Annotated in this window: 24 protein-coding genes; 12 read left to right on the plus strand and 12 right to left on the minus strand. The window is 63.5% G+C overall.

What is annotated here, in order from left to right:
• Positions 1–184: 184 nt before the first annotated feature.
• From INS80_RS04705 to INS80_RS04735, 7 genes are read left to right on the plus strand one after another with little or no spacing between them, the layout of a single operon-like run.
• On the plus strand, positions 185–1,390 hold the full coding sequence (locus INS80_RS04705; protein WP_226892563.1) for a glycosyltransferase family protein: 1,206 nt from the start codon (positions 185–187) through the stop codon (positions 1,388–1,390).
• Positions 1,387–2,631 carry a glycosyltransferase family 4 protein gene (locus tag INS80_RS04710; RefSeq protein ID WP_192964521.1) on the plus strand — a complete coding sequence of 415 codons (1,245 nt, stop codon included), beginning with the start codon at positions 1,387–1,389 and terminating at the stop codon, positions 2,629–2,631. The genes INS80_RS04705 and INS80_RS04710 overlap by 4 nt, the downstream gene beginning before the upstream one ends.
• The gene (locus INS80_RS04715; protein WP_192964522.1) at positions 2,628–3,716 is read left to right on the plus strand and encodes a glycosyltransferase family 4 protein; all 1,089 of its coding nucleotides are present in this window, start codon (positions 2,628–2,630) and stop codon (positions 3,714–3,716) included. The genes INS80_RS04710 and INS80_RS04715 overlap by 4 nt, the downstream gene beginning before the upstream one ends.
• Positions 3,713–4,300 (plus strand): histidine phosphatase family protein, encoded by a 588-nt coding sequence (locus INS80_RS04720; protein ID WP_192964523.1) that lies wholly within the window; start codon positions 3,713–3,715, stop codon positions 4,298–4,300. The genes INS80_RS04715 and INS80_RS04720 overlap by 4 nt, the downstream gene beginning before the upstream one ends.
• The gene (locus INS80_RS04725; RefSeq protein WP_192964524.1) at positions 4,297–5,433 is read left to right on the plus strand and encodes a glycosyltransferase family protein; all 1,137 of its coding nucleotides are present in this window, start codon (positions 4,297–4,299) and stop codon (positions 5,431–5,433) included. Before INS80_RS04720 ends, INS80_RS04725 begins: the two co-directional genes overlap by 4 nt.
• Positions 5,430–6,188, plus strand: coding sequence for a polysaccharide deacetylase family protein (locus INS80_RS04730; protein WP_192964525.1), 759 nt, complete (start codon positions 5,430–5,432; stop codon positions 6,186–6,188). Before INS80_RS04725 ends, INS80_RS04730 begins: the two co-directional genes overlap by 4 nt.
• The gene (locus INS80_RS04735) at positions 6,189–6,665 is read left to right on the plus strand and encodes a class I SAM-dependent methyltransferase (RefSeq protein ID WP_192964526.1); all 477 of its coding nucleotides are present in this window, start codon (positions 6,189–6,191) and stop codon (positions 6,663–6,665) included.
• Positions 6,666–6,732: 67 nt separating this feature from the next.
• On the opposite strand, the gene INS80_RS04740 is transcribed toward INS80_RS04735, so the two are convergent.
• Positions 6,733–7,875: an alpha-D-ribose 1-methylphosphonate 5-triphosphate diphosphatase gene (locus INS80_RS04740; protein ID WP_192964527.1), complete on the minus strand. Its 1,143-nt coding sequence runs from the start codon at positions 7,873–7,875 to the stop codon at positions 6,733–6,735.
• A 52-nt stretch (positions 7,876–7,927) separates the two neighbouring features.
• Here INS80_RS04740 and INS80_RS04745 point away from each other — a divergent pair, with 52 nt between their 5' ends.
• On the plus strand, positions 7,928–8,611 hold the full coding sequence (locus INS80_RS04745; protein ID WP_192964528.1) for a DUF1045 domain-containing protein: 684 nt from the start codon (positions 7,928–7,930) through the stop codon (positions 8,609–8,611).
• On the opposite strand, the gene phnN is transcribed toward INS80_RS04745, so the two are convergent.
• The 7 genes from phnN to phnG all read right to left on the minus strand — a co-directional run bounded on the left by phnN (position 8,593) and on the right by phnG (position 13,798).
• Positions 8,593–9,153 (minus strand): phosphonate metabolism protein/1,5-bisphosphokinase (PRPP-forming) PhnN, encoded by a 561-nt coding sequence (gene phnN, locus INS80_RS04750; RefSeq protein ID WP_192964529.1) that lies wholly within the window; start codon positions 9,151–9,153, stop codon positions 8,593–8,595. The two genes, INS80_RS04745 and phnN, sit on opposite strands and share 19 nt — an antisense overlap.
• Positions 9,150–9,833: a phosphonate C-P lyase system protein PhnL gene (gene phnL, locus INS80_RS04755; RefSeq protein ID WP_192964530.1), complete on the minus strand. Its 684-nt coding sequence runs from the start codon at positions 9,831–9,833 to the stop codon at positions 9,150–9,152. The genes phnN and phnL overlap by 4 nt, the downstream gene beginning before the upstream one ends.
• 10 nt (positions 9,834–9,843) lie before the next feature.
• Positions 9,844–10,614, minus strand: coding sequence for a phosphonate C-P lyase system protein PhnK (gene phnK, locus INS80_RS04760; RefSeq protein ID WP_192964531.1), 771 nt, complete (start codon positions 10,612–10,614; stop codon positions 9,844–9,846).
• Positions 10,611–11,471 (minus strand): alpha-D-ribose 1-methylphosphonate 5-phosphate C-P-lyase PhnJ, encoded by an 861-nt coding sequence (locus INS80_RS04765; protein WP_192964532.1) that lies wholly within the window; start codon positions 11,469–11,471, stop codon positions 10,611–10,613. Before INS80_RS04765 ends, phnK begins: the two co-directional genes overlap by 4 nt.
• A 186-nt stretch (positions 11,472–11,657) precedes the next feature.
• Positions 11,658–12,758 carry a carbon-phosphorus lyase complex subunit gene (locus INS80_RS04770; RefSeq protein ID WP_192964533.1) on the minus strand — a complete coding sequence of 367 codons (1,101 nt, stop codon included), beginning with the start codon at positions 12,756–12,758 and terminating at the stop codon, positions 11,658–11,660.
• Between the two features lie 3 nt (positions 12,759–12,761).
• Positions 12,762–13,346, minus strand: a complete 585-nt coding sequence (gene phnH / locus INS80_RS04775) for a phosphonate C-P lyase system protein PhnH (protein ID WP_192964534.1) — start codon at positions 13,344–13,346, stop codon at positions 12,762–12,764.
• Positions 13,346–13,798 carry a phosphonate C-P lyase system protein PhnG gene (gene phnG / locus INS80_RS04780; protein WP_192964535.1) on the minus strand — a complete coding sequence of 151 codons (453 nt, stop codon included), beginning with the start codon at positions 13,796–13,798 and terminating at the stop codon, positions 13,346–13,348. The genes phnH and phnG overlap by 1 nt, the downstream gene beginning before the upstream one ends.
• 108 nt (positions 13,799–13,906) lie before the next feature.
• Here phnG and phnF point away from each other — a divergent pair, with 108 nt between their 5' ends.
• A complete protein-coding gene (gene phnF, locus INS80_RS04785) occupies positions 13,907–14,623 on the plus strand; it encodes a phosphonate metabolism transcriptional regulator PhnF (protein ID WP_192964536.1) in 717 nt (238 codons plus the stop codon).
• A 335-nt stretch (positions 14,624–14,958) separates the two neighbouring features.
• Here phnF and INS80_RS04790 read toward each other — a convergent pair whose 3' ends face one another.
• The 3 genes from INS80_RS04790 to INS80_RS04800 are packed head-to-tail and all read right to left on the minus strand — an operon-like array spanning position 14,959 to position 17,173.
• Positions 14,959–15,762: an ABC transporter substrate-binding protein gene (locus INS80_RS04790; protein ID WP_192964537.1), complete on the minus strand. Its 804-nt coding sequence runs from the start codon at positions 15,760–15,762 to the stop codon at positions 14,959–14,961.
• A complete protein-coding gene (locus INS80_RS04795) occupies positions 15,759–16,472 on the minus strand; it encodes an ATP-binding cassette domain-containing protein (RefSeq protein WP_192964538.1) in 714 nt (237 codons plus the stop codon). Before INS80_RS04795 ends, INS80_RS04790 begins: the two co-directional genes overlap by 4 nt.
• Positions 16,469–17,173 carry an ABC transporter permease gene (locus INS80_RS04800; RefSeq protein WP_192964539.1) on the minus strand — a complete coding sequence of 235 codons (705 nt, stop codon included), beginning with the start codon at positions 17,171–17,173 and terminating at the stop codon, positions 16,469–16,471. Before INS80_RS04800 ends, INS80_RS04795 begins: the two co-directional genes overlap by 4 nt.
• A gap of 401 nt (positions 17,174–17,574) precedes the next feature.
• On the opposite strand from INS80_RS04800, the gene nadA reads away from it, so the two are divergent.
• The 3 genes from nadA to nadC are packed head-to-tail and all read left to right on the plus strand — an operon-like array spanning position 17,575 to position 21,071.
• Complete coding sequence (gene nadA / locus INS80_RS04805; protein ID WP_192964540.1) at positions 17,575–18,627, plus strand: quinolinate synthase NadA; 1,053 nt, start codon at positions 17,575–17,577, stop codon at positions 18,625–18,627.
• A gap of 3 nt (positions 18,628–18,630) precedes the next feature.
• Positions 18,631–20,220, plus strand: a complete 1,590-nt coding sequence (locus INS80_RS04810) for an L-aspartate oxidase (RefSeq protein ID WP_192964541.1) — start codon at positions 18,631–18,633, stop codon at positions 20,218–20,220.
• Complete coding sequence (gene nadC, locus INS80_RS04815; protein WP_192964542.1) at positions 20,217–21,071, plus strand: carboxylating nicotinate-nucleotide diphosphorylase; 855 nt, start codon at positions 20,217–20,219, stop codon at positions 21,069–21,071. Before INS80_RS04810 ends, nadC begins: the two co-directional genes overlap by 4 nt.
• A gap of 8 nt (positions 21,072–21,079) precedes the next feature.
• Here the strand turns inward: nadC and INS80_RS04820 are convergent, their stop codons facing one another.
• Entirely contained in the window at positions 21,080–23,065 is a 1,986-nt protein-coding gene (locus tag INS80_RS04820) for a CocE/NonD family hydrolase (protein WP_192967189.1), read from the minus strand.
• Positions 23,066–23,115: the final 50 nt, after the last annotated feature.

The raw sequence follows: 23,115 nt of genomic DNA on the forward strand, positions 1-23,115 counted from the left end.
GCCCGCGCGCAACACTGGAGCAGAGTTTGATGCCCCCGCCGGTGACTCTTGCGCTGGTGCATGGCATTTTCCCTCCAATCGGCACCATATCGACCAATCGCCCTTGATTTCAGCGTCTGGCTATTGCACCACCCCCTATGTTCCACCTGTTTCGGGCAACCCAATGAAAGACCAGACTAGCGCAATGCCCGAGAGGGACAGCGGCACACGCGGCCCGCGTGTCATGCTCTACAGCCATGACACATTCGGGCTGGGTCATCTGCGCCGCTCGCGGGCACTGGCCGGTGCAATCACAGCTGCGGATCCCTCGGCATCGGCGCTGATCCTGACCGGATCACCCGTGGCGGGGCGCTTTGCCTTCCCCAGCCGCGTCGATCACATGCGCCTGCCCGGCGTGATCAAGCGCAGCGACGGCAGCTATGCCTCGCGCACCATGGGAATGAGCATTGAGGAAACCACCGAGCTGCGCGCCGGGCTGATCCGCTCAATGGCCGAGCAGTATGACCCCGACGTTCTGATCGTCGACAAGGAGCCAACAGGCTTTCGCGGAGAGTTGATGCCAGCCCTCAACAGCCTGCGCAATCGGGGCCGATGCAAACTGGTCTTGGGTCTGCGCGATGTGCTGGATGAGCCCGAGGTGCTGGCAGCGGAATGGGAGCGCAAGAATGCCGTTCCGGTCGCTGAAGACTACTATGACGAGATCTGGGTTTATGGGCTGCGCTCGGTTTATGATCCGACACAGGGGCTGGAGCTGTCCCAGGACGCCCGCGCCCGCATGCACTGGACCGGCTACCTGCGCCGCGATCTGAGTCAAGGCGGGCAGCCACCACAGCAGCCTTATGTCCTGATCACCCCCGGTGGTGGCGGTGATGGTGCGATGATGGTGGATCTGGTGCTGTCCGCTTATGAACAGGATCCAGACCTCAACCCCCGCGCCGTGCTGGTCTATGGCCCCTTTCTTTCAGGTGACACCCGCGACGCCTTCGAGGCCCGCGTTGCCGCTCTAAACGGCCGTGTGACCTCTGTGGGCTTTGAAAGCCGGATCGAAACCCTTTTTGCCGGGGCTTGTGGCGTCGTCTGCATGGGGGGCTACAATACCTTCTGCGAAGTCCTGTCCTTTGACAAACCCGCAGTGATCGTCCCCCGTACCACCCCCCGGCTGGAGCAATGGATCCGCGCCAGCCGCGCCGAAGAGCTGGGCCTCGTCGCAATGCTGGACGAAAACCGCGACGGCTGGACGCCCGAGGCCATGATCCGCGCCATCCGTGCGCTAAAGGATCAGCCCTGTCCCTCGGCCGCCTTTGGTGCGGGGTTTCTGGACGGGCTGGACTATGTCACCCACCGGGTCAGCGCATTGGTGGAGCACGCGCCAAGAAAGGCCGCTGAATGAGCCCTGTCCGCCCGCCGCTTGCGGTTCTGGTCAAAGGCTGGCCGCGCCTGTCGGAAACCTTCATCGCGCAGGAACTGGTCGCGCTTGAAGCAGCCGGTCATGCGTTCGAGATCTGGTCCCTGCGCCATCCCACGGATGTGAAACGCCATCCGCTTCACGAGCGCCTGCAGGCGCAGGTGAACTACCTGCCGGAATACCTTTACCAAGAGCCGGAGCGCGTTTGGCGCGCCCGCGAAACCGCAAAAACCCTGCCCGGCTACAGAGAAGCATGGCGGATCTGGCGCGCCGATCTGCGCCGCGACCCCAGTCGCAACCGCATCCGCCGCTTTGGTCAGGCCTGCGTGCTGGCGGCCGAGATGCCGGACAGCGTGCTAGGCCTATACGCCCATTTCCTCCATACGCCGTCGTCCGTGGCGCGCTATGCGGCGATCATGCGCGGTCTGCCGTGGAGCTTTTCGGCCCATGCAAAGGATATCTGGACCTCCCCCGATTGGGAGATCCGCGAAAAGCTCTCCTCGATCGATCACGGCGCCACCTTTGGTGCCACCTGCACCGCCTTTGGCGCAAGACACTTGCAGGACATGTCCGACGATCCAGCACGCATCGATCTGATCTACCACGGCCTTGATCTCAGCCGCTTTCCGTCTCCGCCAGAGCGAGTCTGGCGCAAAGCGCATGATCCGCTGCGCCTGATGTCCGTCGGTCGCCTTGTAGAAAAGAAAGGTTTCGACCGTCTGATCGAAGCGCTGGCGCTGCTACCGGCGGGGCTTGACTGGCACTGGACCCATATCGGCGGTGGTGGGCTTGGTGATCTGTTGCAGGGCATGGCGACGGATGCGGGCGTTGCCGACCGCATCACCTGGCGCGGCGCCTGTGATCAGCCCGAAGTGATCGAGGCCATGCGCGAAAGCGACATCTTCGTTCTGCCCAGCCGCGTCGCAGCAGACGGCGACCGCGACGGGCTGCCGAACGTGCTGATGGAGGCCGCGTCCCAGCGGCTGCCAATCTTGTCGACGCCCGTCTCGGCCATCCCCGAGTTCATAGACAGCGGCACGCATGGTCTGCTGAGTGACGACGCGCCCGAAGCGCTGGCCGCCGCGATCTGCGACATGGCCAATACCCCCGAGAAGACCGCAACCATGGCCGAGGCCGCCCTGATGCGCCTGCGCCAGGAGTTCGGCATGGATCCCGGCATTGCGCGCCTGTCAGAACGGCTCACCTCCATGCTGAACGGCGCATGACCGGCGGCACTGACAAACGCATCGCCTTTTATGCGCCGATGAAATCGCCGCGCAGCCCGGTGCCCTCGGGCGACCGTGAAATTGCCCGCAATCTGATGAATGTCATCGCCGCAGGCGGCGCACGGGTCGATCTGATGAGCGAGCTGCGCATCTATGACAAGGCGGGCAATGCCGAGCAGCAGGACGCACTGCGCACTGCGGCCCGGCAGGAGGTTCGGCGCCTTTTGGATAAGATGCCTACCGTGGATCTGTGGGTCACTTACCACAACTACTACAAGGCGCCTGACCTGATCGGTCCCGAAGTCGCCCGTGCGCGCGCCATTCCCTATGTACAGATCGAAAGCACCCGCGCCATGAGCCGCCTCACCGGCCACTGGGCGGGTTTTGCCCAGTCAGCCCATGACGCAGCCGATGCCGCCGATGTCATCTTCTACTTCACGGCCAATGACCTCATCACGCTTGAGCGCGAACGCCACGGCGCTCAGGCCCTCGTTCATTTGCCGCCGTTCCTGCCGCAATCCAAACTGCCGCCCCCTTCAACCCTTCAGGGCCATATGCTGAGCGTGGGCATGATGCGCGCCGGGGATAAACTGGCCTCATACCGCATCATCGCGGACACGCTGTCGCATCTTGACGGTGACTGGCGGCTAGAGATCGCAGGCGATGGCCCCGCCCGAGCAGAGGTCGAAACCATGATGGCGCCTTTTGGCCGACGCGTGCATTTCCTCGGACAGCTCGATCGGCAGGCACTTGGTGCGGCCTACGCCCGCGCGGGGCTGTTCTTGTGGCCCGGCGTCAACGAAGCATTCGGCATGGCCTACCTAGAAGCGCAGGCCCATGGCCTGCCAATCGTGGCGCAAGACCGCCCCGGGATGCGCGATGTTCTGGCGCCCGGAACATATCCGGCACCGGAAGAAGGCGCAGAGGCGCTGGCGGATCAGATCAATGCGCTCCTGTCCAATCCGGACCTGCGCGCGCAGTGCAGCACCAAAACCCGCGAAATGATCTCCAAAAGCCACCTTGCGCCCGCTGCCGCCACCCGCTTCTGGGATGCGGTATTGCCCCTGCTGGAGAACCGCCCATGATCCGTCTTGCCCTCTTGCGCCATGGTCATACCGACTGGAACCGTGTCGGCCGCATCCAGGGGCGCAGCGATATTGCGCTGGATGATGCGGCCCGCGCCGAACTGGCAGCCCAGGCCCTGCCCGCCCCATGGGATCGAGCGGATCTGTGGTCCAGCCCGCTTAAGCGGGCGGCGGAAACCGCCCGGCTGGTTGCAGGGCACGCACCTGAAACGGCGCCGGAACTCATTGAAATGGACTGGGGCGACTGGGAAGGTCTGCGCGGGATCGACCTCAAGGCCGACCCAGACAGTGGCTTTCGCGATATCGAGCATTGGGGCTGGGACTACCGCCCTCCCGGTGGCGAGAGCCCGGAGGAGGTCTGGGCGCGGATCGCGCCATGGCTTGAGCGCCTGACGAGCGATACCGTTGCGGTTTGCCACATCGGCATCATGCGGATGATCCTGGCGCGCGCCCATGGCTGGGATTTCGACAGCCCGGCGCCATTCAAGATCAAACGCAACCGGCTTTTCGTGGTCGAGATCGACGGCGATAGCCTCACCCCCCTGACCGACCCGATCCGCCTGATCCCCAAGGACTCACAATGAAGGTTCTGATCGCCGTCACGCATCTTTTGGGGACCGGACATCTGTCGCGGGCGCTCACGTTGGGCCGGGCCTTTGCCGCCGCAGGTCATCAGGTCTGCGTAGCCTCGGGCGGCTTCCCCGCCCCCCAGTTGAGGCATGACGGCCTTGACTTGGTGCAACTCCCGCCTTTGCGTTCCGATGGGGTAGACTTCACACGCCTGCTGACCCCCGATGGCACGGTTGCCGATGAGGGCTACCACACCGCGCGGCAAGACGCCCTGCGCAGTGCTCTGACGGAAATGCAGCCCGACGTTCTGATCACCGAGCTTTACCCATTTGGCCGCCGCAGCCTGAAGACAGAGTTCTTGGCGCTTTTGGAGGCCGCGCATGCCCTGCCCCGGCGCCCCATAGTGCTGGCCTCGATCCGCGATATCCTTGCGCCACCCTCAAAGCCGAGAAAAGCGGTGGAGGCTGATGCGGTGATTGCAGAGTTTTATGACGCTGTGCTGGTCCATTCCGACCCTGCTGCCACGCGGCTGGAAATCAGCTGGCCCGTCTCCGAGATGCTGGCAGGGAAGCTGCGCTACACCGGTTTCGTCGCGCCCCGCGCCGCCGCACCGCATCCCGAGCAGACAGGCGCGGGCGAGGTGCTGGTCAGCGCCGGGGGTGGTAGCGTGGGTGACTCCCTTTACGAATGCGCGCTGGAGGCCGCTCGGCTAATGCCTGGCACGCGGTGGCGTATTCTCGTCGGAGGCAACGATGCGGCAAATCGGATCGCTCGGTTTGAGGCTGCGCGTTCACCCGCCCTGATCGAGGCCGCGCGCTCTGATTTCCGGCAGATGCTGCGCCATGCCGCCGCCTCGGTCAGCATGTGCGGCTACAACACCGCACTGGACCTCTTGCAAGCGGGAACGCCCGCCGTGCTAGTGCCCTTTGATGCAGGCAAGGAGGTGGAGCAATCCCTGCGCGCGGGCAGCCTTGCACCGCTGGACGGTATCGAGGTCATCAAGACCGCAGACCTGACGCCCGTTGGGCTGACACAGGCGGTGCGGACCGTGATGGCAGCCCACGTGCGCGCAACAGACGGTTTCCGGTTTGACGGCGCCGCCAGAACGGTAGAGATTGCTGCCAAACTGGCGGGGGACCGTGAATGACAGTGGATTGGAGCGCCCTCGATCGTGAGCTGGACACCTGGCAAGAGGCTGGGCTGACCCTGCCCCTATGGTGGCGCGATGACGATGCCATTGATCGCACACCGCCGCTTGACCTGTTGAGCGAACTCTCTGCACATCTGAACCTGCCGGTGCATCTCGCCATTATCCCAAAAGACGCACAAACCGGCCTTGTCGAACATATGCGTTCTACCCCGCAGCTCATCCCTGTCGTGCATGGCTGGGCCCATCAAAGCCATGCACCGGCGGGCGAAAAGAAATCCGAATTCGGCGCGCACCGTCCGATTGACGACAGGCTGGACGAGGCCGAAGCCGGCCTGAGGCGCCTCAAAGAGCTGTTTGGATCCAGTCTGCGCCCGATGTTCGTACCACCCTGGAACCGGATCGCGCCGGATATGCTGCCCTGGTTGGCAGGGCTTGGGTATGCAGCGCTGTCAACCTTCACCCCGCGCAGCCAATCGAAAGCCGCGCCGGGTCTGGTCCAGATCAACACGCACCTGGATCCGATCTCCTGGAAAGACAGCCGCTCCTTGCTACCCGAAGACGAGTTGATCAGGCAGGTCACACAGCACCTCAAGGATCGTAGGCAGGGCCGCGCGGATGTACGCGAACCCTATGGGATCCTGACACACCACCTGATACATAATGCCGCGATCTGGACCTTCACCGAAGCGCTGATCGCGCGCCTGATGGCAGGCCCGGCCGTGGCCTGGACCTATGACGAAAGGACGTCCTGAATGAGCCGACTGGATTCGATGCTGCGCCGCCTGACTGCCCAGCGTGACGGGCTGAACTGGGCCGCCGAGCAGATCGCGGACGTGCCCGGCGATGCGCTGGACATGGGGCTCGGCAACGGGCGCACCTACGACCATCTGCGCGAAATCCTACCGCAGCGCCGCATCTGGGTTATCGACCGGGTGCTGCAATGCCACCCGTCTTGTGTGCCGCCTGAAAAGGATTTCCTGCAAGGCGAAGCCGAACCCATGCTGCAACGCCTTGCCACTGAAGGTCACAAGATCGTGCTGGCCCATTATGATTTCGGCTTTGGCGTCAAGGAAAAGGACGTCGCCGAAGCCGCTGCCATGTCGCCGGTGATCGCCTCTGTCATGGCCCCGGGCGGCATCATCGTCTCGGGCCAGCCTTTGGTGGGATTCGAGGAGTTGGACGGACCCCAAGGCATCCCCGAGGGCCGCTACATGTTCTACCGCGCCTAAGCGGAAACGGCATAGAGAACCGGCCCCGGCGCAGGCTGCACCGGAGCCTTTTTCATCCTGTTAGATATCAAGCCACCCGCTGACCACGAGCAAACACACCCTGCAGGGCAGGCACACCGGCGCGCATGGCAAAGCGGATCAGATCCGCGCGTTTGCCAATCTCCAGCCGCCCGCGATCCTCAAGACCCACCGCCTTGGCCGGGGCGCTGGTAACGGCGGCGAGCCCCCGCGCCATATCGCCCCAGATCTCTCCCAAACGCGCGGCGGCCAAGAGCAGCGCGGCCGGGACATAGTCGGAAGAAACGATATCGAGAAGGTCCAGCTCGGCCAGTTCTTGTGCCGCAACATTGCCCGAGTGCGACCCACCCCGGATCAGGTTCGGCGCCCCCATCATCACCTGTATGTCATGGGCATGGCAGGCTCGGGCGGCCTCCACGGTAGTGGGAAACTCGGCCAGACGGATGCCGTGACCGGCGGAGACGGCGACCTGATCCTCGGTGGTGTCATCATGGCTGGCCAGCACCGCACCAAAACGCTTTGCGGCCTTGACCGCCTCCACCTCGTGCAGGTCGCCATAGGTGTCGCGCATGGTCTTGAGGTTCGCGATATGCTGCAAAAAGGCATCGTCATCGAACCCGTGCTTGCCCTTCACATAGGCCTCGAGTTTCGAAATATCGCGGAACTGTCGCTGCCCCGGCGTGTGGTCCATCAGTGACACCAGCCCGACGCGGTCTTCATCGCCAAACGCATTGAGCTCCTCCACCAAGGTCTCCGAGCAGACCTCGGCGCGCAAATGCAGGAAGTGGCTGATCTTAAGCGCATCCTTGGCGCGCAGTTCCAGAAGCTCGCTGGCAAGGCTGCGGGCGTATTGACCATAGCGCGCTTCCTTGGCCTTGATCGAGCCCACGCGCATCGCATCAAACACCGTGGTAATGCCGGTGCCGGCGAGTTCCGCATCATGGGCGATGATCGCAGCGGCATGGGGCCAATCCACCTTGGGGCGGGGCTGGATGTGGCGCTCCAGATTATCGGTGTGCAGCTCGATCAGGCCGGGGCTGACGATATCACCGCCGCAATCCACCGCACCGGCGGGCACGCCCGCACCCTCGGCCATATCCGTGATCTCTCCGTCCTTGATCCTGAGGCTGCCGGTGCGGGTTTCACCGGGCAGGACAAGGGTGGCATTGGCAAGGATCATCTCTTGTGTCATCTGGAGTTCACATCTTTCGAGGTATTGGAAAGGCCACGTTTAGGAGGCCAATGTGACATTCACGCGATACGCGATCTATTTTGCGCCGCCCCACGGGGCGGACTGGAGCCGTTTTGGTGCCAGCTGGCTGGGCTGGGATATGGAGACCGGGGAGGCACTGCCGCACCCGGAGGTCGAAGGGCTGGACGTGGCCGCGATCACAGCAACGCCGCGCAAATATGGCCTGCATGCGACCATGAAACCGCCGATGCGACTGGCAGAGGGATACACACAGGCCGATCTGGAAACCGCCTGCGCCGCGCTGGCCGCCACGCGGGCCCCGGTGACGCTGGACGGTTTGCAGCTGACACGGCTGGGCCGTTTCCTTGCGCTGCGCCCGGTGGGAGATGAAAGTGCGCTCAATGCGCTGGCCGCCGCCTGCGTGCGCGACCTCGACCCCTTCCGCGCGCCCGCGCCTGAGGCGGAACTCGCCCGCCGCCGCAGCGCGGGTCTCAGCCCCGCGCAGGACCAGAACCTTGTGACCTGGGGCTATCCTTACGTACTGGATCAGTTTCGCTTTCACATCACCCTGACTGGCAAACTGCCCAAGCCGGACCTGCCCGACGTCGAAGAGGCTCTGCAAGCGCATATGAACCCGCTCTTGCCCACGCCCTTTGTGATCAATGATCTGGCGCTGATGGGCGAGGATACCGAAGGGCGCTTTCACCTGATCCACCGCTACGCCCTGACCGGCTGAATCGCGGCGCGCGCGGCCATGATCGCCGTAGCCAGATCGCCGCTGTTGTCGATCTCCTGCACCTGGGCCAGCCCCGCAGGCAAAGGTTTGCCCGCGCGGGCAAGTCGACGCTGCACCTCAGCGGCATCTTCGCGCCCGCGCGCCGCCAGACGGGCGGCAATCACTTCGGGGCGGGCGGTGACCGAGAGCACGCGAAAATCGTCAAAGGCCTCCTGCGCGTTCAGCAGTACCCCGCGTGAGAGGTTGACCAATACGGCGCTCGCCCCGACGCGCAGGCTCTCGATCTCTCTTGGAATGCCATAGTGCAGCCCATGGGCAGGCCAGTGCAGTGCAAAGGCCCCCTTGCGAGCAAGATCAAGAAACTCTGCTTCGGAGACGGGGGTGTAGTCTTCGCCCCCCGCCTCGGGCGCGCGGGTGATCACCCGGCGCATCAGACGTACACCGGGGTCGGCCTGCCGCAGTCCCTCCATCAGGCTGTCCTTACCGACGCCAGAGGGGCCAACAACGGCAATCACCGGCCCCTTGTTCGCGCCCATGCTCATGCCGCGGCCCTTGGCGTGAAAGCCGAAACATCGACGAAGCGGTCGCAGACCTGCTCGCGCGCGGCCTCGTCATGGAAAATGCCGACTATGGCCGCGCCGCGCGCCTTGGCCCCTTCGATCAGCCCCAGAACCGTGGCGCGGTTTTGCGCATCAAGGCTCGCCGTGGGCTCATCCAGCAACAGCGCCGGATAGTCATAGGCAAAGCCCCGCGCGATGTTCACCCGCTGCTGCTCCCCGCCAGAGAAGGTGGTCGGGCTGAGGCTCCAGAGCCGTTCGGGAATGTTGAGCCCTCCCAGAAGGGTCGCTGCCTTGTCCCGCGCGTCCTCGATCGGGGTGCCCACCGAAAGCAGTGGCTCTGCCACCACATCCAGCGCGGGCACACGCGGCACGACGCGCAGGAACTGGCTGACATAGCCGAGCGTCGTGCGGCGCAAGTCCAGGATCTCGCGCGGCTCGGCCTGTGCCACATCGGTATCGCCCACCATGATGCTGCCCGAAGCGGCGAGATAGTTGCCGTAGATCAGCCGCATCAGGGTCGATTTCCCGGCCCCCGAAGCCCCAATCAGGCCGACGCATTCGCCGGGTTTGACAAAGAGCGTGGCGCCCTCCATCACCGGGATCACGGCGCTGCCCTGATTGTGCAGGGTGAAGCTTTTGCTGACGTTTTGAAGTTCGATCATCCGTTTACCCTCACACCTGCAACACGCTGGAAACCAGCAGCTGCGTATAGCCATGTTGCGGATCGTCCAGCACCTGATCGGTGAGACCCGTTTCCACCACATGGCCGTCCTTCATCACCATCAACCGGTCCGCCAGAAGGCGCACCACCGCCAGATCGTGGGTGACGATAATGGCGCTGAGGCCCATCTCGCGCACCAGCCCCCGCAAGAGATCCAAAAGCCGCGCCTGAACCGAGACATCGAGGCCCCCGGTGGGTTCATCCATGAAGACCAGCCTTGGCCCGGTCACCAGATTGCGGGCGATCTGAAGCCGCTGCTGCATGCCGCCGGAAAAGGCCGAGGGGCGGTCATCAATGCGGGCATCGGAAATTTCCACCCGGCCCAGCCAGTCAGCAGCGCGGGCGCGAATATCGCCATAGTGACGATCACCGACCGCCATCAGCCGCTCACCGATGTTGCCCCCGGCCGAAACCGACATGCGCAAGCCATCGCGGGCGTGCTGATGCACAAAGGCCCAGTCGGTGCGCCCCAGCATCCGGCGGGCAGGTTCCGACATGGTGACCGTATCCACCGGCCCGTCGGCGCGGGTGTCAAACACCACCTCTCCCCGATCCGGCGCCAGATGCCCGGCAAGGCAGTTCAGCAAGGTAGACTTGCCCGAGCCGCTTTCGCCGACGATGCCCATCACCTCACCGGGATAAAGATCAAAGCTCACATCGGTGCAGCCGATCCGTGCGCCATACATCTTGGCGACGTCTTTCACTTGCAGCAAAGGGGTCATGCCGCGGCCTCCTCTCCCAGGCGGCCCACATGACCTGCCTCGCGCCGCGAACGGCAGTAATCGGTATCCGAGCAGACAAACATCCGGTTGCCCGCATCATCGAGGATCACCTCATCCAGATAGCTGTCCTCTGCCCCGCAAAGGTCACAGGGATGGTCCGCCTTGCTGGCCTCAAAGGGATAGTCCTCGAAATCGAGACTAACCACCTTGGTATAGGGCGGCACCGCGTAGATGCGCTGCTCGCGGCCCGCGCCGAACAGCTGGATCGCGGCCATCTCCATCTTGGGGTTGTCGAACTTGGGGATCGGCGAGGGGTCCATCACGTAGCGATCCGAAACCTTCACCGGATAGGCATAGGAGGTCGCGATGGCCCCGTGCTGGGAGATGTCCTCGTAAAGCTTGACGTGCATCAGGCCATATTCCTGAAGCGCATGCATCTTGCGGGTCTCTGTCTCGCGCGGCTCAAGGAAGCGCAGCGGCTCCGGGATCGGCACCTGATAGACAAGGATCTGATCTTCGGTCAGCTCCGCCTCGGGGATCCGGTGGCGAGTCTGGATGACGCTGGCCTTTTCGGTTTCCTCGGTGGTGGCGACCCCAGCGGTGCGCTCAAAGAACTTGCGGATCGACACTGCATTGGTGGTGTCATCGGCGCCCTGATCGATCACCTTGAAGGTATCCTCGGGCGTCAGCGTCGCGGCAGAGACCTGCACTCCGCCGGTGCCCCAGCCATAGGGCATGGGCATTTCGCGGCTGGCAAAGGGCACCTGATAGCCCGGCACCGCCAGCCCCTTCAGGATCGCCCGGCGGATCATCCGCTTGGTCTGTTCGTCAAGGTATGCAAAGTTGTAGTCAGACATGGGGTGTCCTTTCCGCAGTCTGAGTAGATTGGAAAACCGGGTAAGTACTTCGCGAATTCTCGCCCGGGACGCTTGCGGCCCGGGCTGCGCCTGCCTGCCCCGTCAAACCGCAGGTTTGCCTCCGGCAAAACGCAGGCGCATGCGCGCCGGCCCAGGCAGTCACCGCCCTAGTATCGGAGAGAACGCTCATTCCGCCGCCTCCCGTGCCGCCATCTGCTCCACCGCCTCGGCGGCTTCGCGGCGCAGCTTGCGCACCAGTTCCAGCTCGGACTGGAAATCGACGTAATGGGGCAACTTGATATGTTCGAGGAACCCGGTCGCCTGGATATTGTCCGAATGGCTCAGGACAAATTCCTCGTCCTGCGCCGCAGCGCCGAGGTTGTCCTCTCCCAACTCCTTCCAGCGCAGCGCGCGGTCCACCAGCGCCATAGCGATGGACTTGCGCTCTGACTGACCGAAGACCAGACCATAGCCACGGGTGAACTGCGGCGGCACGGTTTTTGAGCCCTTGAACTGGTTCACCGTCTCGCATTCGGTCAGCTCCACCTCGCCGATCTCGATGGCAAAACCCAGCTCGGGGATCTCCATCTCCACTGCCACGGTGCCGATGCGCAATTCGCCCACAAAGGCGTGATTGCGCGCATAGCCGCGCTGGGTGGAATAGGCCATGCCCAGGATGAACCCCTCGTCCCCGCGTGTCAGAGACTGCAGCCTGACCGACCGGTCAGCGGGAAAGGCCATCGGCTCGCGCGTCAGGTCTCCGGGCTGCGCATCCGAGCTTGGTTCACGCTCGATAATGTCCTCGCCCTGCAGGAACTCGGTGATATGGGGCGTGGGTTCGGTGCGGGGGGCAGAGGTGGGGGCCTCTGCGGCTTCGCCTTCGGCCGCCAGTTTGAAATCGAGCAAACGATGCGTGTAGTCAAAGGTCGGCCCCAGAACCTGCCCGCCCGGCGCATCCTTGAAGGTCGCCGAGATCCGCCGGTCGCAGGCCATCGCGCCGGTATCCACCGGCAGCGTATAGCCAAAGCGCGGCAAGGTCGTGCGATAGGCGCGGATCAGAAAGATCGCCTCGATCAGATCACCACGCGACTGCTTGATCGCCAGCGCCGCCAGATCGGGATCAAACAGTGACCCTTCGGCCATCACCCGGTTCACCGCCAGCGCCAGCTGTTCGCGGATCTGCGCAAGGGAGAGTTCCGCGACCGAGGTATCGCCGCGACGCTCCTCCGCCAGCCAGGCATGGGCATTGTCGATGGCGCGCTCGCCGCCTTTTACGGCTACATACATACCTTAACCCTCCGCACGGATCTGGGTCGAGCGCGGCAGGGCCGCCACTTGATTGCCAGAGGTGAAAAAGAAATCGACGCCCAAGGGGTAGAGCATCGCATTGCCCGCGCAGGCCGCCGGATCCGGCAGGGGCATCTGCACCGTGTCCTTGATGCCGGGACCGCAAAGGGTGGCATTGGGGGCATCAAAACCCGCGACCTCGACAATCAGAGTGGTCGAGCGGTCCGGGTATTCCGCCGTCCCGATCGGAAAACGGTCAAGCGGCATCAGCGCGTCCCAGCCGCCAAGGGCGAAATCCGCCTCTTCGGCGGCAACAATGGGCGCGCCAGTGTGAAAGGTCAGCCAGCCACGCATGGCCTCGCTGTCGACATCCGGCGCGAGGAAGACACCGGTTTCAGGATCGCAAAGCGTCAGCAACAGGCTGCCCGCCGCGGGGGAGATCCCCTCGGGCGGAGTTGCACCGGTGATATTCTGCACCGTGCCGGGCCGCGCCATGGCATTCATCGCGGCGCGAAAGGCATGGGCCGAGGCCACCGGCGGATTGGCAAAGCCACCCGCGTAGACCGTATTGTCCGTCATTTGGTTCATCAGTCCTCTCCCCGCACCATGGTGAAGAAATCGACCTTGGTCGCCGCCGCCTTGGAGGCGCGGGCTACCTTGGCCGCTGCCCGCTCTTCCTGCAGCGGCGTCAGGATCTTGGCGCGCAGGGTCTCTGCCGCCTCGGTCTGCATCAGGGCATCGATCTTGGCCGCCATCTCGGCCTTGGCCTTGGAGCGCCCCTGCACATAGCCATGCCCGACGGTGCCATCGGCCAGCGACAGGGCGCAGCGGGTGACGGTCATCTCACCCAGATTGAAGGGCGCGCCGCTGCCGCCCATGCGGCCCCGGACCATGACGCCGCCTGCCTCGGGCGCGCGCAGCCAGTCGAAGGCTGGCTCATGATCAAAGGCGCGCCAAAGGTCGGCAAGCCGGGCATCGTCAGCCGAGGCCAGCAGACCCATCCAGGCCTTACGATCCTCTGCGGAGAAAGTGGTGTTCATCGTGTCAAAGCCTCTTGGCCAGGTTGTCTATATTTACTATACAACTAGACAAATAATAGGTGACTCGTCCCTTGGGGCGCAAGCCAATCCTTGTGAAAGTTTGATGACATGGCACGCACCCCCGTCTGGAAATCCATCGCCAGCGCCTTGACCGAAGACATCGCGCAGGGTCGCTATGATACCGGCGACAAGCTACCGGCCGAGGCGCAGCTAGCTGCGCGCTTCGGGGTTAACCGCCATACGGTGCGCCGCGCCCTAGCCGAGATGGCGGCTGGCGGGCTGGTGCACTCACGACGTGGCGCCGGCGTTTTTGTGGCCGCAAAGCCAACGGATTACCCGATCGGAAAGCGCGTGCGCTTTCACCAGAACATCTCGAAAGGCGGACGCATTCCGGCAAAGCAGATCCTGACCACCGAAACCCGCGCCGCAGCGGCTGGTGAGGCCGCAGCACTCGGGCTTGAACCGGGCGATCAGGTGCATGTCTATGACGGGCTATCGCTGGCGGATGGGCAGCCCATAGCCCTGTTTCAAAGCATCTTCCCGGCAGAAAGGTTTCCGGGCATGCTCACGGCTCTGGAAGAAACACAATCGGTGACCGCCGCCCTGAAACGCTGCGGCATCGAGGATTATACCCGCAGCGAGACTCGCATCACCGCCCGTCAGACCACGGCAACACAGGCTTTGCATCTGCGTATTCCCGAGGGCGCCCCGATCCTACGCACTACTGGCATCAACGTGGATTCAGAGGGCACCCCCATTGAATACGGCCGAACCTGGTTCGCAGGTGACCGGGTGACCCTCACTGTCGGCGGCGACGACGAATAAGGCTCTCCCGCCCGTCGGTGGCCTTCTAACGAAGACCACCTCCCGTTGGGACCAGCGCCGCGCTGTCGCGCGGCGGGTCCGGTCTACGGCGGACCGGCCGCCAATTCCGGGTCAAGGGCCACGTATGTGGCCGTGCGCATGCACGGTTTACCCTTGAGGCGGAGTTGGTCGGCAGAACACTTGATATGGCGCATCAGGGCAGACCTGCCCCTGATGGGCCTCTCAGCAAGGAAAAGCGCCGCGCGACAGCGCGGCGCCGGGCCCAACCGGGAAGGCGCATTTTTCAAATGCGGCGCCACGGGCGGGAGCACCCCCGCCACGGACACCTTGCGCGTCTATTGCTTGGCGTTGAAGACAAACAGGGTTTCACCGTTGATCGTGTAACCGTTGATCAACCCTTTTGCCTTGTCCGACACCAGCCAGCCTTCCAGCTTCATGGCCAAATCGTTCTTGGCATGGGGATGTTTCTCCGGGTTGACCGGCAGATAGGCGTATTGGTTGAACAGCACCGGATCGCCCGAGAACAAGAGCGCCAGATCGCCCTTGTTGCCAAAGTTCAGCCAGCTTGCGCGGTCCGCCATGATATAGGCCTCCATGCCCGAGGCGGTGTTGAGCGCAGCCCCCATGCCCGCGCCAACTGCGCGGTACCAGCCACCAAACCCTTCGGCGTCAAGCCCAGCCGCCTTCCAAAGACTCAACTCCTTCTTGTGGGTACCGCTGTCATCGCCGCGGCTGACGAACAGCGCCTCGGCACTGGCAACCTTTTGCAGGGCATCAACAGCCGTTTCCGCCTCCGCAACCGCGGCGCCATCCGATTTCGGCCCGATAAAGACGAAATCGTTGTACATGATCTCGCGGCGGTGGGTGCCATTGCCCCCGGCCAGGAAACGCTCTTCGGCCTTCTTGGAGTGCACAAGGATCGCATCCACATCGCCTGCTTCGCCCAGGCGGATCGCCTGACCAGTGCCAACGACAAGAAGCTGCACGTCCAGATCGAGATCCTTCTTGATCTCAGGCAACAGGATCTCAGCCAAGCCCGAGTTATGGAACGAGGTGGTCACGGCCATCTTCATGTCCTCGGCGATCGAGGCAGTGGCCAGTACGGCGGCGGCAACAGCGCCAAACAATACGTGTTTCATTCTACAATATCTCCTCTCAAGAAAGCTGCCCCTTGCGGGGTCTGGGGCCCGGCAAAAAACTCTGCCGCCGGGGAAAACTCGTGAATGCGGCCACCGATGACGAGGATCACCTCATCCGCCAGCCGCTGCGCCTGACCCATGTTATGCGTGGACATGATGAGGCGGGTCCCGCTCTGGGCGGCCTCGGTCAGGATCTCTTCAATCTCACGCGTCGCCCGCCCATCGAGCGAGGCACAGGGTTCATCCAGGAACAACACCTTCGGATCGCGGATCAGGGCGCGGGCCAGGGCCAGTTTCTGACGCTCTCCGCCCGAGAGGAGCATCGCCTGCCGCTCCAGCGCATCGCCCAGATCAATCCGCCGCGCCCAGTCTGCGGCTCGGGCGCGGGCTTCTTTGCGCGGCACCCCGATCAGGCGCAGGGGATAGGCAATATTCTCCACCACGGTGCGGCGCATCATCACCGGCGTCTGGAATACAAAGGCCTGACGCTTTTCAGCGTCCTCCCGCGCGCAGGCCCAGCGAAGGCTCCCTTCGCTCAAGCGCACAATCCCGTGCAGCATCTTTAGAAGCGAGGTTTTGCCAGCACCGTTCGGGCCAACGACAATGGTAACGCCCTGCCCCTCAAGCCTCAGGTCCACAGGGCCGACCAAAACTTTGCCGCGACGGCGCACCGTGCCCTGCTCGACGATCAAAGGAAACAGCTCCGTCACCAGCGCCCCCCGCGTTCGGTATGCCCAACCCAGTGGATCGCAAGGTTCACCGCGACGGCCATACCGATCAGAACGAACCCAAGACCCAGCGCCATGGCGAACTCGCCCTTGCCCGTCTCAAGGGCAATCGCCGTGGTCAGCACCCGTGTTGCATGGTCGATATTGCCGCCCACCACCATAATGGCGCCGACCTCGCCAATCGCACGGCCAAAACCTGCCAGCGCCGCCGTCAACAGCGCCCGGCGCCCATCCCACAAAAGTGCGCGGATGCGCTGACCTTGGGTGGTGTTCATAGAGATCAAAAGGTCGTGGTAGTCACTCCACAACTCGCGCAGAGACTGGTGCGCGATCGAAGCGATCAACGGGACGATGATGATGACCTGCGCGATAATCATCGCGGTTGGCGTGAATAGCAGGCCAAACACGCCCAAAGGCCCGGCGCGCGAAAGGAAGACATAGACAATCAGCCCAACCACCACCGGCGGTAGCCCCATCAGCGCATTGAGCACAGCAATGGTTGCACGGCGCAGACGAAACCGTCTGACGGCCAGCAAAGCGGCCAGAGGCAAGGCGATGACGGATGCGATCAGAAGCGCGGTCAAAGTGACCCGGAGAGAGCGCAGGGTGATTTCAACCAGATCAGGGTCCAGCAAGACCACCAGCCAGAACGCCTGGCTCAGACCCTCCCACAGATCAGACATGGTACTTGGTTTTCTCCCGGATGGCTTGGGGTTAACGGCGCTTTCCCCCTAGCTTTCCCAGTGTCAAAACACAGGAATGTTATCGGCGACAGGAAAAAATGCAGCCGGACTTTAAAAAGGACAATTTGTCCACCATATAGAGAGATGCACCGATAACGGCGGACAGAAAGGCGGGGGCCGTGGTTCGCCGCTCGACGCTTCGGAGTATGGTCGGCCCAGACACGGGATCCGAGCCCTAGGCGTTTGTGTTCCACACTGTCATCCCGCCAACGTTTCGATCTGTCGCAGGACCTTCAGCTAGACCACCTGCGGCCTTTTGGCCTCGCACCTTGCGCGCGCCATACGAACGTGAAAAAAGACCGACCCAAAGTGCCGGCACGGCGCGATTTCGAGGAAATGCCATGTTCGATCTGCAAACCATGCGCGATCAACTCGCCAGTACCTATGAGCTGGCGCCCAATCCCGATCTGGCCGAACAGATGTCAGAAACCTACGCTCGGATGGATCGTGTTGTGAACCCGGTCGACTGGGTCCGCTATGCGCCCTACGTCGCTGCCATCAATGTGCTCAAGAAAGAACGCGGCGCTGTCATTCTGGCCCATAACTACATGACGCCTGAGATCTATCACGGCGTTTCGGACTTTGTCGGCGATAGCCTTCAGCTGGCAATCGAGGCCGCGCGGGTCGAGGCAGATGTGATCGTACAGTGTGGCGTGCACTTCATGGCCGAAACCTCCAAGATCCTTTCACCTGAAAAAACCGTGCTGATGCCGGATATGGCCGCGGGTTGCTCTTTGGCCGAAAGCATCACCGCCGCGGGCGTCGAGGAAATGCGCCGCAAGTACCCCGGCGCGCCGGTTGTCACTTACGTGAACACCACTGCCGAGGTGAAGGCTGCATCGGACATCTGCTGCACCTCCTCGAATGCCGCGCAGATCGTCGCCGCGATGGAGAGCGACACGGTCATCATGACGCCGGACAAGTACCTGGCTCAGAACGTTGCCAATCAAGTGCCGCAGAAAAACATCGTCTGGTGGGACGGCTCCTGCATCGTGCACGAGCAATATACCGCCAAGGACCTGCGCGAATTCCGCGAATGGAACCCCGGGACACGGCTGATCGCTCACCCCGAATGCCCGCCAGATGTGGTGGCCGAGGCGGATTTCTCCGGCTCAACCAGTGGCATCATCAAATACGTGACTGATGAGAAGCCCGAAAAGGCGATGCTGATCACCGAGTGTTCGATGGCCTCCAACATCGCCGATGCCCTGCCCGAGGTGGATTTTGTCGGCCCCTGCAACATGTGCCCCTACATGAAGATGATCACGCTGGAGAAAATCCTGTGGTCGCTGCACACCATGTCGGAGCCGGTGGAAGTCGATCCGCAAGTGGCAGACAAGGCCCGCCTCGCGGTGCAACGGATGATCGACCTCAGCCAGAAACTGGGTATCTGACCAGTGGCAACGGCCAGCACAGGTCCGGTTGAGACCGGCCGCATCGTTATCGTCGGCGCTGGTCTTGGCGCGCTTTATGCAGCCCTTGAACTGGCACCGCGGCCTGTTCTGTTGATCTCTCCCGAAACGCTGGGCTTCGGGGCAAGTTCAGCCTGGGCGCAAGGCGGTGTCGCCGCCGCCATGGACCAGAGCGACAGCCCCGAGGCGCATGCCGCCGACACCCAAACAGCAGGCGCGGGCACCGTCGATCCAGAAGTGGCCGCCATGGTCACCCGCGTTGCGCGCGAGCATATTCTCGACCTCACCGATCTTGGTACGCCCTTCGATCGTGACGAGATGGGCAACTACGTCATGAGCCGCGAGGCCGCCCATTCCGCTGCCCGCGTGGTCCGCGTCAAGGGCGACCGGGCCGGGGCGCAGATCATGGAAACCCTGGTGGCCGCCGTGCGCGCCGCTCCTTCCGTGCAGGTGCTGGAGAACACCCAGGCCGTGCGGCTGGAAGTCGAAGGCGATACCGTCACCGGTGTCTGGATCGCCCGCGCCGATGCATCCTCGGATCCTGTGCTGATCACCTGCCCCGGTGTGCTCTTGGCCGGTGGCGGCTCGGGCGGACTTTATGCCCATACCACCAACCCGCCTCGCATCCGGGGCCAGGTCATCGGCCTTGCCGCCCGCGCGGGCGTGCGCATTGCCGACCCCGAATTCGTGCAGTTCCACCCCACAGCCTTTGACATCGGCGAAGACCCAGCTCCGCTGGCGACCGAGGCCCTGCGCGGCGATGGCGCCACACTGTGGAACAACAAAGGTGAGCGTTTCATGCTGGCCGTCCACCCGGACGCCGAGCTTGCCCCGCGCGACGTCGTGGCCCGCGCGATCTTTGCCGAAACCCAAGCCGGGCGCCGCCCGGTGCTGGACACCCGGCAGGCGCTGGGGGCCGAGGTGCTGACCCGCTTTCCCACTGTTGCCGAAACCTGCGCCCGCGCCGGGATCGACCCTGTAAACGAGCCAATCCCCGTCGCCGTCGCCGCCCATTACCACATGGGCGGGGTGGACACCGATATGCAGGGGCGTGCCAGTCTGAAGCATCTGTGGGTCTGCGGCGAGGTCTCCTCTACAGGGCTGCACGGCGCCAACCGGCTGGCCTCCAACGGTCTCTTGGAGGCGCTGGTTTATGCCCGCACCGCCGCTGCCGACATGAAGGATTTGGAGCAAAATGGCGATCTGTCGGAAGTGCAGATCAGTTTTGCTCCGGATGGCCATGAAACCAACGCGGGCTCCGTGCAGACCCTGCGCGAGACCATGACCGCCCATGTTGGCGTGCGCCGCACCGAAGAGGGGCTGAAGACAGCGCTCACCACCATCGCGCGGCTTGAAGCGGAACACGGTGATGACGAAAGCTTCGTCAACATGTGCGCCACCGCCACGCTGATTGCTGCCGCTGCCCTGATGCGCCGCGAGAGCCGGGGCGGGCATTACCGCGATGACTTCCCCGGGGCCGACCCCTCACTGGCCCACCGCACCCGTATCACCTTGACCGAGGCCCTCTCCCTGCGCGACCAGATCGCGGGCGAGGCCACAAAGGAGCCCGCATGAACACCGCCTTTGCCACCCTGCCCGACCTGATCCTGGAACCCATGGTGCGCGCCGCCCTTCACGAGGATCTGGGCCAGAACGGCGATATCACCACCCGTGCGGTGATCCCGGCGGATGTGACGTATTCCGCGCGACTGAATGCCCGGCAGGAAGGCGTTGTTTCGGGCATGCAGATCGCCCGCATCGCCTTTCACCTGGTGGATGCCGGGCTGAAGGTGGAAACCCTGCTGCCCGACGGCAGTGCCTGCAAGCCGGGCGACACGCTGATGACCATTGAAGGCTCGGCTGCCTCGATCCTGTCGGGGGAACGCGTCGCGCTGAATTTCGCGGGACGGCTAACTGGGATCGCAACACTGACCCATTGTTTCGTGCGCGAAACATCCGGCACGAACACCCGTATAACCTGCACGCGCAAGACCACCCCTGGCCTGCGTATCGCGGAAAAGCAGGCTGTCCTGCACGGGGGCGGCTTTAACCACCGCTTTGGCCTTTCGGATGCGCTCCTGATCAAGGACAATCACATCGCCGCCGCAGGCGGCATCACCGCGGTGCTGGAGGCCGCAAAGGCCAGCGTCAGCCACATGATGAAAGTGGAGATCGAGGTCGACACGCTGTCCCAGCTCGAAGAGGTCCTCAGCACCGGCGGTGCGGACGTTGTGCTGCTGGACAACATGGACACGCCCACTCTGGCAGAGGCCGTCAAAATGGCGCGCGGCCATCTGGTGACCGAGGCATCCGGCAACATGAAGCTGGACCGCATCGCCGAGGTCGCTGCCACCGGAGTCGACTATATCTCTTCCGGGGCGCTGACCCATTCGGCGCCGACGCTGGATCTGGGCCTCGATTTCTGAGGCGCAGATTACAGGCAGCCGCGCGGCACGGTCTCGGACCACTCCCTTACCAAAACCGGATCTGATACGCCGCCCTCATAGGCATGGACACGGCGCCAGAGGTAGAAGTTTTCCTTGTCGCAGGTCATGCGGTTTTCCGTATCGATCGCCAACTGCCAATCGCCGCGTTCAAAGGTGAACCGCCAGTCGGATTTGAAGGTCGCCGTGGCCGGATCATCGGGGTGGATCGCGTAGTGCATCGTGACATGGCTGCCCACCTGCATGCCGTTATGCGGGTTCACCGCTTCGCCGTAGTCATCAAAGGTATCCAGCACCAGCGTGCCGTCCGCAAGCGTTTTCGTCTCCGACGTACCCGAAGGATCGCGCAACTGCCTGCCGCCCAGCGTCGGATAGGGCTGCGCGGGACCGGGCGCCTCGGGTGGGATTTCTTCGCTCACGCTCCGCTCGGGCAGGATCAGCGCGCAGCCTGCAAGGTCCAGAGTGATCTCTGCCGCCTCTGGCGCGGGCCAGACGATCGGCCAGTAGGAGGTCGAGAGCGCCAGCCGCAACTTGTGACCGGCCTGCAGTGCATGGGCGCATTCATTGAGTGGGAATTCCACCTCATACCGCTGACCGGGCACCAGAGGCTCTGGCGCGTCATGACCGTTCAGATGCGTCAGGTTGAAGGAGCGATAGCTGATCCGCTGCGAGGAACCATCCGGCGCCACATCGCACAGCCGCCCGACGATCTGCGCCACCGGACGGTCGACGGTGAAAGCGATACGAACACGGGGGCGGCCAAGGATCTGCAATTCATCGTCCAGCGGAGCCATGTCGAAACAGGCCGACAGCGCATCATCCCCCGCCTGATCCCCCGGCAGTTCATTGTCGAACCGCATCCCCGGGCAGAAATAGCCCCCCGCCTGACCGACGGTTGCGGGACTTGCAACCGTGCATTCTCCAATGCCAGCAGTCTCACCCAAAGAGCCTGTTGAAAGATAAATCACCCGTTCGCGAACATTGGGCGAAGGCCAGTTCTGCTCGGCCACCCAGCGGCCCTTGCGGGGCTTGTTTTCCTTGGTGGGGCCGAAATGTTCCTGCATGTAGACGCGGTAATCGGGCAGCGCCTCGGCGCCGGTGTCCTCGCCCTTCAGCCAGTGATCGAACCAGCGCAGCACCTCGCCATGGAAATCCGACGCCTCAAGTTTCGAGATATGCGCATAGCGGTGCTCCCAAGGCCCCATCAGCGCCTTGGTCGGCGCGGTCAGGTTGGCGGCCAGCATCGCGGGCGTGTTGAGATAGGCATCGGCCCAGCCGGTGATCGCCAGCACCGGGGCGGTGATCGCCGACCAGTCCTCGCAGACCGAGCCGTGTTTCCAGAAGTCATCGCGGGCGGGGTGGCGCAGCCAGTCGGCGGACATGAAGGGCAGCTTTTCGATCCGTTCCAGCCAGGCCGCGCGCCAGTCGGGGCGCAGCTCAGGGTCCAGGGGCCGCGTCATATAGGCGAACATCTGGCTGCCCCAATTGGCATTATCGCTGAGCAGACATCCCCCCATGTAGTGGATGTCATCGGCATAGCGGTCGGCGGTGGAGGCGACCGAGACCACGGCCTGCAATTCGGGTGGGCGGCGATAGGCCAGTTGCAAGCCATTGAAGCCGCCCCAGGAAATACCGATCATGCCGACCTTGCCGTTGCTCCAGGGCTGCGCCGCGATCCATTTCAGAACCGCCTCGCCGTCGCTTAGCTCCTGTTCGGAGTATTCATCGTCAAACAGCCCCTCGCTGTCGCCGCTGCCTGCGATATCGACGCGAATGCAGGCGTACCCTTTGGAGGCAAAGACGGTATGGGTGGTCTCATCCCGCGGCGCGGTGCCGTCGCGCTTGCGATAGGGCAGGTATTCCAGAATCGCCGGGAACGGTCCCTCCCCCTCGGGCAGCCAGATGCGCGCGGCAAGGCGGCGCCCGTCGGGCATCGGAATCCAGGTGTTTTCAATCAGGGTAAAGGGCGCGCGCATCATGGTTTTCCAATGTCAAATTCTATGGCGCCAGCCTGCCCCCACGCGCC

The organism is Phycobacter azelaicus (assembly GCF_014884385.1).
Lineage (GTDB): Bacteria > Pseudomonadota > Alphaproteobacteria > Rhodobacterales > Rhodobacteraceae > Phycobacter > Phycobacter azelaicus.

Bases quoted from the DNA above. Each gene is read 5' to 3' on its own strand.
- INS80_RS04705 (WP_226892563.1), top strand. From the start codon at position 185: ATGCCCGAGAGGGACAGCGGCACACGCGGCCCGCGTGTCATGCTCTAC.
- INS80_RS04710 (WP_192964521.1), top strand. From the start codon at position 1,387: ATGAGCCCTGTCCGCCCGCCGCTTGCGGTTCTGGTCAAAGGCTGGCCG.
- INS80_RS04715 (WP_192964522.1), top strand. From the start codon at position 2,628: ATGACCGGCGGCACTGACAAACGCATCGCCTTTTATGCGCCGATGAAA.
- INS80_RS04720 (WP_192964523.1), top strand. From the start codon at position 3,713: ATGATCCGTCTTGCCCTCTTGCGCCATGGTCATACCGACTGGAACCGT.
- INS80_RS04725 (WP_192964524.1), top strand. From the start codon at position 4,297: ATGAAGGTTCTGATCGCCGTCACGCATCTTTTGGGGACCGGACATCTG.
- INS80_RS04730 (WP_192964525.1), top strand. From the start codon at position 5,430: ATGACAGTGGATTGGAGCGCCCTCGATCGTGAGCTGGACACCTGGCAA.
- INS80_RS04735 (WP_192964526.1), top strand. From the start codon at position 6,189: ATGAGCCGACTGGATTCGATGCTGCGCCGCCTGACTGCCCAGCGTGAC.
- INS80_RS04740 (WP_192964527.1), bottom strand. From the start codon at position 7,875: ATGACACAAGAGATGATCCTTGCCAATGCCACCCTTGTCCTGCCCGGT.
- phnN (WP_192964529.1), bottom strand. From the start codon at position 9,153: ATGAGCATGGGCGCGAACAAGGGGCCGGTGATTGCCGTTGTTGGCCCC.
- phnL (WP_192964530.1), bottom strand. From the start codon at position 9,833: ATGATCGAACTTCAAAACGTCAGCAAAAGCTTCACCCTGCACAATCAG.
- phnK (WP_192964531.1), bottom strand. From the start codon at position 10,614: ATGACCCCTTTGCTGCAAGTGAAAGACGTCGCCAAGATGTATGGCGCA.
- INS80_RS04765 (WP_192964532.1), bottom strand. From the start codon at position 11,471: ATGTCTGACTACAACTTTGCATACCTTGACGAACAGACCAAGCGGATG.
- INS80_RS04770 (WP_192964533.1), bottom strand. From the start codon at position 12,758: ATGTATGTAGCCGTAAAAGGCGGCGAGCGCGCCATCGACAATGCCCAT.
- phnH (WP_192964534.1), bottom strand. From the start codon at position 13,346: ATGAACCAAATGACGGACAATACGGTCTACGCGGGTGGCTTTGCCAAT.
- phnG (WP_192964535.1), bottom strand. From the start codon at position 13,798: ATGAACACCACTTTCTCCGCAGAGGATCGTAAGGCCTGGATGGGTCTG.
- phnF (WP_192964536.1), top strand. From the start codon at position 13,907: ATGGCACGCACCCCCGTCTGGAAATCCATCGCCAGCGCCTTGACCGAA.
- INS80_RS04790 (WP_192964537.1), bottom strand. From the start codon at position 15,762: ATGAAACACGTATTGTTTGGCGCTGTTGCCGCCGCCGTACTGGCCACT.
- INS80_RS04800 (WP_192964539.1), bottom strand. From the start codon at position 17,173: ATGTCTGATCTGTGGGAGGGTCTGAGCCAGGCGTTCTGGCTGGTGGTC.
- nadA (WP_192964540.1), top strand. From the start codon at position 17,575: ATGTTCGATCTGCAAACCATGCGCGATCAACTCGCCAGTACCTATGAG.
- nadC (WP_192964542.1), top strand. From the start codon at position 20,217: ATGAACACCGCCTTTGCCACCCTGCCCGACCTGATCCTGGAACCCATG.
- INS80_RS04820 (WP_192967189.1), bottom strand. From the start codon at position 23,065: ATGCGCGCGCCCTTTACCCTGATTGAAAACACCTGGATTCCGATGCCC.